This window comes from Clostridium frigidicarnis, assembly GCF_900111985.1.
In the GTDB taxonomy this organism is placed as follows: Bacteria; Bacillota; Clostridia; order Clostridiales; family Clostridiaceae; genus Clostridium_Z; species Clostridium_Z frigidicarnis.
This window is the reverse complement of record NZ_FOKI01000072.1, coordinates 1-8,324: the sequence shown is the minus strand read 5'-3', so window position 1 is coordinate 8,324 and position 8,324 is coordinate 1. Positions and strand designations below refer to the sequence as shown.

Annotated in this window: 2 protein-coding genes; both read right to left on the bottom strand. The window is 27.1% G+C overall.

Annotated elements, in window-relative coordinates; all coding sequences use genetic code 11:
• Positions 1–6,471 (bottom strand): non-ribosomal peptide synthetase (locus tag BM119_RS18910; RefSeq protein WP_143087360.1); only part of this gene is annotated, 6,471 nt, incomplete at its 3' end.
• A 159-nt stretch (positions 6,472–6,630) separates the two neighbouring features.
• On the bottom strand, positions 6,631–8,324 hold a 1,694-nt coding region (locus BM119_RS18905; RefSeq protein WP_242948477.1), incomplete at its 5' end, for a condensation domain-containing protein.

Below are 8,324 nucleotides of genomic sequence, written 5' to 3'. Positions count from 1 at the left end.
TTTTAACCTAAATTCATAATTATTATCTATTTTTTGAACTACTTCATCCTCAACAGTTTCAAAATAAGTTCTTAATGCTTCATGTCTTTTAACTAGCTTTCTAAATGTATCTTCTATCTTATTTTTGTCTATAATACCTTCTATCTCAAAAAACTGTGGCATATTATATGCTATACTTGACTTATCAAACTGTTGAATTATATACATTCTCTTTTGCGCTGATGATGCTTCATAATACTCTTTCTCTTCTACTTTTTCTATACTGCAATAAGTATTTTCTATCGAACTTTCAATAAACTTACTTAAACCTTTTATTGTTGGTTCCTTGAACAATCCCTTTAATGAAACCTCTTTATTTGTCTCTTTATGAATTTTAGAAATAAGAGTCATGGCCTTTAGAGAATGTCCCCCTAATTCAAAGAAGTTATCATTTATTCCTATTTTATTTACACCTAAAACTTCAACCCATATTTTTGATAGCATTTCTTCTAAAGAATTTCTTGGTGCTTCATAGCTAGTTAATCTTTCATCTAAATTTGGCTTAGGAAATGCTCTTCTATCAAGCTTCCCATTAGGTGTTATTGGCATTTTATCTATGCTCACAAAGTAAGATGGTATCATATATTCTGGTAAGCTTTCTTTTAAATAACTTTTTAAATTTGACTCATTAAGTTTATCTTCACTTACGATATATGCACATAGATATTTACCCTTTTTCTTATCTTCCTTTAATACAACAGCTGCTTCCTTAACATCTATATGTTGTAACAATTTACTTTCTATATCCCCAAGTTCTATTCTGAAACCTCTAATTTTAACTTGGTTATCTATTCTTCCTAAAAACTCTATGTTTCCATCTGGTAAAAATCTTCCTAAATCTCCTGTTTTATAAATTTTAGTACCCGCAACTGCAACAAATGGATTGTCTATAAACTTTTCTAAAGTGAGCCTTGTATTGTTTAAATATCCTCTTGCTACCCCAGTTCCGCCTATACATATTTCTCCTGGCACTCCTATGGGAACCAGTTGATTTTTACTATTTAAAATATATATACTTGTATTTTGTATTGGTCTTCCTATAATATTTGTATAGTCTTCATGACATTTAGTTGTTATAGCATCAACTGTTATTTCAGTTGGCCCATAATGGTTAAATAAATTATATCCCTTTGCTAAAACTTTATTTTTTAGTGTGTTATCTAACTTTTCTCCTCCGCAAATCAATGTATCTAAGCTGTTAAGTTTTTCATTATTTGCAATTAGTATTTCTAATGTACTTGGTACAAATTGTGCCATAGTTATTGAATTTTTATCTATAAACTCTTTAAATCCATTATTAATTAAATCTTTAGTATCAACTAAATATAATGTAGCCCCATTTGATAATGTTCCAAAAATTTCTTCTACAGATACATCAAAAGTATAGTTTGTAGTTTGTAATATCCTGTCATTTTCATCTATTTCATATTGTTTCTTAAACCAAGATATGAGGTTTATTACACCAGTATGTTCTATCTCAACGCCCTTTGAATCTCCAGTAGAACCAGATGTATACAGTATATATGCTAAATTTCTCGAATTATTTGTTATTTCTAAATTACTTGGATCTCCTGTAAATAACTCTTCATCAAATAAATTTGTAACCTCTATGTCCAACTCATTACTATATATTAAATCTTCTGTAGTTAATATTATTTTGCTTTCACTGTCTCTTAGCATATACTCTATTCTTTCCTTTGGATAGCTTGGATCTATAGGCATATAAGCTCCTCCAGCCTTCAAAATACCCATTATTGCAATTATCATCTCTAATGATTTTTCAGCTTGAATTCCTACTATTGAATCATTACTAACACCTTTATCTCTCAATAGTCTTGCAAGACTATTAGCTCTTTCATTTAATTTTCTATAAGTCAACTGCTTATTCTCGGATACTACTGCAATATTATCTGGTGTTTTCTCTACCTGCTCCTCAAACAATTCTTGTATTGTTTCTTCTTTAGGATAATCAGCCTTTGTTTTATTAAACTCATATAGTATTTGACTTTTTTCGTTTTCACATAATAAATCAATTTCACTTATTTTTATTTCACTATTTTTAGTTATATTACCTAGTATACTAATATAGTGCTTACATAATCTTTCTATTGTTTCCTTATTAAATAACTTTGAACAATATTCCATGCTAAATTTTAATGTACGCCCTTCTTCCAGTACATCTAAAGTTAAATCAATCTTTGACACCTTGCTTTGCTCATTATATGGTTTTAATATAAGTCCACCTAGTCTATTATTAATATTTGTATCTGTCTCTATCATACTAAACATAACATCAAATAATGGGTTTCTACTTGTATCTCCTCTTACCGATAACTTTTCTACTAAAGCCTCAAGTTGATAACTTTGATTTTCATATGCTTTTAAAGAATTTTCTTTTACCTCATTTAAAAAATCTATATATTTTTTATTTCCTTCTGGTTTATTCCTTAAAGCTAATGTATTTACAAACATACCCATTATATTTTCAAGATCTGCATGTGGTCTTCCTGATATAGGAGCCCCTACTACTATGTCTTCTTGTTGACTATATTTAGATAAGAGTATATAAAAGGCTGATAATAATACCATATGCATTGTGGTTTCAGTTTCTCTTGTAAGTTTTCTTAATTTTTGTGTAATTTTTTCATCTGCTTCAAAATTTACGACCTCCCCCTCAAAACTTTGAATAACAGGTCTTTCATGGTCATAAGGCAGATTTAATACCGGAACTTCATCTTTAAATCTATTAACCCAGTATTGTTCTTGCTTCTTGATTCCATCTGATTTTAATAAATTATTTTGCCATACTGCAAAGTCCTTATATTGAAGTCTTAAAGGTTTTAAATCTTGTCCATTATATATCGTTGCAAATTCATTTATTAAAATGCTCATAGATACCCCATCAGATATTATGTGATGTATGTCTATTAATAAGTAATTTTTATCTTCAATTTTTATAATTTCAGCTCTAAACAATGGTGCTTTTCCTAAGTCAAAAGGTTTAACAAAATCATTTGCTATTTCCTCTATAGATTTATGTAATATTTCTTCTTTTAGCTTAAATTCATAATTATTATCTATTTTTTGAACTATTTCATCTTCAACAGTTTCAAAATAAGTTCTTAATGCTTCATGTCTTTCAACTAGCTTTCTAAATGTATCTTCTATTTTAGCTTTGTCCATAGAACCTTGAATTTCAAAAATCTGAGGCATATTGTATACTATACTTTCTTTATCAAACTCTTGAATTATATACATTCTCTTTTGCGCTGATGATGCTTCATAACACTCTTTTTCTTCTATTTTTTCTATATTAGAATAAACAGTCTCCCTAGCACTTTCAATAAACTTACTTAGCCCTTTTATTGTTGGTGATTTAAATAATTCTTTTAATGGAATCTCTTTATTTGTTTCCTTGTGAATTTTAGAAATAATGGTCATGGCCTTTAATGAATGCCCCCCAATTTCAAAGAAGTTATCATTTATTCCTATTTTATTAATGCCTAAAACTTCACTCCATATTTTTGTTAAAGTGTCTTCCACTTCATTTCTTGGTGCTTCATACTCTTTTAAAGCTACATCAAAGCTTGATTGTGAAAGTGCCTTTCTATCAAGCTTTCCATTAGCAGTTAATGGCATCTTTTCTAGTTGTACAAAGTAAGCTGGAACCATATATTCTGGCAAGGTTTCTCTTAAGTAACCTTTTAAATCTAGCTCTTCAAGTGAATTTTCTCTTACAACATAGGCACATATATATTTTTCGTTATCTTTGTTTTCCTTAACTAAAACTGCTGCTTCTTTAATGTTTTCATGCTGTAACAATCCATTTTCTATCTCACCAAGTTCAATTCTAAATCCTCTTATCTTAACTTGATTATCTGTTCTTCCTAGGAACTCTATGTTTCCATCTGGTAACCATCTAGCTAAGTCCCCTGTTTTGTACATCTTTGTTCCTGGTTCAAATGGATTATCTATAAACTTTTCAGCTGTTAACTCTGGTCTATTCAAATAGCCTCTTGCTACCCCATCACCACCAACAAATAACTCTCCATAGATTCCTATTGCATTTAATTTGTAGTTTCTATTTAATATATAAGCTGTTGAATTAGCTATAGGTTTTCCTATTGGTATATTAGAACTATATTCTTTTTCAATTAGATAAGTTGTAGAGAATGTTGTATTTTCAGTTGGTCCATATCCATTTACAATCTTAAGATTTGTAAATTGTCTTCTCACTAAGCTAATATACTTTGATGATAAAATATCTCCTCCTGTTAATAAATATCTTAAATTCTTAAATACATTTATATTTTCTTCAGCTATTTGATTAAATAATTCAGAGGTTAACCATAATATTGTAATGTTATTTCTAGTTACAAACTCTTCTAAAAGTTCTGGTAATATTATTGTCTCATTTTTAGTTAGATATAACCCTAATCCATTAAGCAGAACTCCCCAAACTTCAAAGGTTGATGCATCAAATACCATAGAGCCAGTTTGAAGAATTCTATCATCCTCTTTAAATTCTATATAGTTTGCATTCTTAACTAACCTAACAACATTTTTATGCTCACACATTACACCTTTGGGTTTACCAGTAGTTCCTGAAGTGTATATAACATATGCTAAATTATTTGAGTTATTTATTTTTTCAAGGTTACTCGAATCTTCATTAAATAAACCTTTATTAAACGGATCAATAATCTGACCATCAAACTCTATAGCATCTACTAAAGTATTTTTACTTAATAATATCTTACTTTCACTGTCCTTTAGAATATATTCTATTCTTTCCTTCGGATAGCTCGGATCTATCGGTAAATATGCTCCTCCAGATTTTAGAATTCCCATTATTCCTATTATCATTTCTAAGGATTTTTCTACCATTATTCCTATTATTGAGTCACCTTTAACACCCTTATCCCTTAATACTCTTGCAAGACTATTTGCTTTTTCATTTAACTCTCTGTAAGTTAGCTTCTCTTCCTTAAATGCTACTGCAATATTATTTGATGTTTTTTCTACTTGCTCTTCAAATAATTCTTGTATTGTTTTATTTTTAGGATATTCGGCTTTTGTATTATTAAATTCATATACTATTGTTCTTTTTTCAGATTCATCACATATATCAATGTCTTTAATTTTTATGTTAACATCATTGATTATCTTTTTTATTATGTTTTTAAAAATACTCTCTATCTTCTTAATAAAATATAAATCATATAAATTTGAATTATACTTCAATTCAATAGTGTAAATTTCACCTGGAACTATTATTATATCTAAGTTATAATTAGTTTCTTCATTAACTATAACTTTTTTAATAACAAAATCTATATCATCTATTTCTGATTTAAGATCCTTAAAATAGTAATTTTCAAAAACCATAATATTATTTATTAATTTATTTTTTAAAATTGATTTTGATTGTATCTCATATAATGGATAATAATCAAATTTAGAAGTTTCTAGCACTTCTTTTTGTACTCGCTTTATTAATTGATTAAATGTAGCATTTTGAGAGTTTTTTACTCTTAACGGAACAGTATTTATAAACAAACCTACCATTTCTTCAATTCCTAGAACATTCGCATTTCTTCCTGATAAAACTGAACCAAATATTACATCATTTGTATTATTGTATTTTTGTAGAATAATTCCCCAGATACATTGAAATATAGTGTTCATTGTGACTTTTGATTTATTACATATTTCACTTAACTTCTGTATATCATATTTTGATATGTTAAATCTAATTTTCTCTTTAACATTTCTCTCCGATCTTTCTGTGTTGCTTTTTATAGGAAGACCCGCTTCTCTTTCATACTCCTTTATATAATTTTCCCAATAATCAGAAGCTATTTTTTCATCTTGCTTCTGAATCCAATTTATGAAACTTTCATATGTTGGCACTTTGTTCTTAACTATCTCTTTATTATTTTTAAGTGATGAATATATCTTAAGTAAGTCTTTCATTATTATACTTGTACACCATCCATCCATTAGTATATGATGGTTACTCCATATCAATCGGTAATTTATGTCATCCAATTTTAATATAAATACTCTCATTAGAAGATCTTTAAATAAATTAAACCCTTTTTTTCTATCTTTATCTATGAGATTTTTAATTGCAATTTCCTTATCATTACTACTTAAATCAGTTAAATCTTTATAATAAACCTTGCCCTCCGCTTTATATTTTACTATTTGCATAGGTTGATCAAAAGTTTTATAATCAAACATAGTTCTTAATATGTCATATTTATCTATTAATAAATTATATGCCTTTTTAAATAGTGCTATATCTATATTTCCTTCTATTTCAAAAATTGTTTGTTCAAAATATGCAGCATTGTTATTATCCATTAATTTATGAAATAACATTCCTTTCTGCATAGGTGATAAAGGATATATCTTCTTTATTTCCATTTCAACTTTCTCTCCTTTTATTAGTAAAGCTAATATAAACCTTATATTTTAAGACTCATACTAGCTTTATTTAATCAATTCAATTACTTTAACCTAAATATTTATAGATGATTGATGATTATACTAATATCAAATTTCTAACAAACATTCATATTAGCTTTAATATTGTAAATTTTCAAATTCATCTTCTTCTTTCAAATTAATCGTATTCTTTTCATACATTTCTAATTGCTCAATTGATACATTATAATTTGATACATCTGAAGGTGTCATTTCAGTTTGTTTTTTATTTATACAATGATTTATTAAATTATATAAGCATTCTTTATATTTTTGTACAAATTCATTTACATTATCATCATTAAATTCATAAGAATTATATCCAAATGCAAATACTAAAACCCCATTATTTATGACTGCATTAATATCAATCTTATACAACATATGTGAATCCTTGCTTACAGCATTTCCTGTAGATAATTCTGATATCTGAAAAATGTCATTATTTGAATCATTATTAAAATCACCTAGATAATTAAAACTTATTTGAGGCTTTACATTACTTACAAATATATCATCTCTGTAATACTTTAATATGTTGTATCCTATACCCTTGTTTGGTATTTTTCTTAAGGTTTCTTTAATACTTTTCAAATTATATCCTATATCCTTATTAGTATCTATTCTTAAGTCTACTGGATATTCTGATGTAAACCAACCTACTGTTCTATTAACATTAAGATTTGTTGCCCCAATGTTTTCTCTTCCATGATTCTCCATATTTATAATTACGTTATTGTTACCAGTCCACTTCTCAATAGAAAGTGCTAATGCTATAAGTAATATATCATCTATGCTTGTATTATACGCTTTATTTACTTTTTTAAGTAAATTTTCAGTATATTCTTCATCAATTGATAATTTAATACTTTTATTATGCTTTACAATCCTCTTTTCAATATTAATTTCTCTATCAATAGGCAACTCTTTATCTTCTACATTTTCAATTTTACTCCAATAATCTACTTCACTTAATAAGTCTTTACTATAAGCATAATATTCTATAGCCTTTTGCCATTCTAAATAAGAATTAGTTTTTTCTTGTATAACTATTTCTTCCTTATTTAACGATTGCTTATACCCTAACTGAAAATCTTCGAATAGTATTCTCCAAGATATCCCATCAACTACTAAATGATGTATTATTATAGCAAGATAATCACCTTCATTTGTTTTAAACAAACCTAATTTTATTAATTCACCATCCCATATATTTAAACTTTTTTGTAAAACTTCACATTCCTCCTTTATCTTATCTTTAAAATGAACCTCACTTAAATAATTAAATATTTTTAGTTCAAATAGTCCTTCTTTACTTTCTCTATTAAATTGAACTATTTTATCATTACTCTTTTTAAATATCATCCTTAAAGCATCATGCTGTTTCAAAATCTTATTAAAAACTTTATTAATAATAATTTCTTCAAACCCATCTTTCTTAAACAACATTACTGACTGATTCCATTGGTTCATTTCTTTAAAATTTTGATTAAAAAACCAGCTTTGTATAGGTGTTAAATCAGCTTGTCCGACAATATCTTCTTGATTTATTAAGTTATTTTGCAAATCTATGGAAACATAATTGCTTACATCTCTTATATTGGGATTATTGAAAAGATCTTTGACATCTAAAATATATCTACTTTTATTTAACTTAGATATAATTCTTATTGCTTTTATTGAATCTCCACCTAATTCAAAGAAACTATCATTTATTCCTATTTTATCTACACCTAAAACTTCACTCCATATTCTTACTAGGGTTTCTTCTATAGCATTTCTTGGCGCTTCAT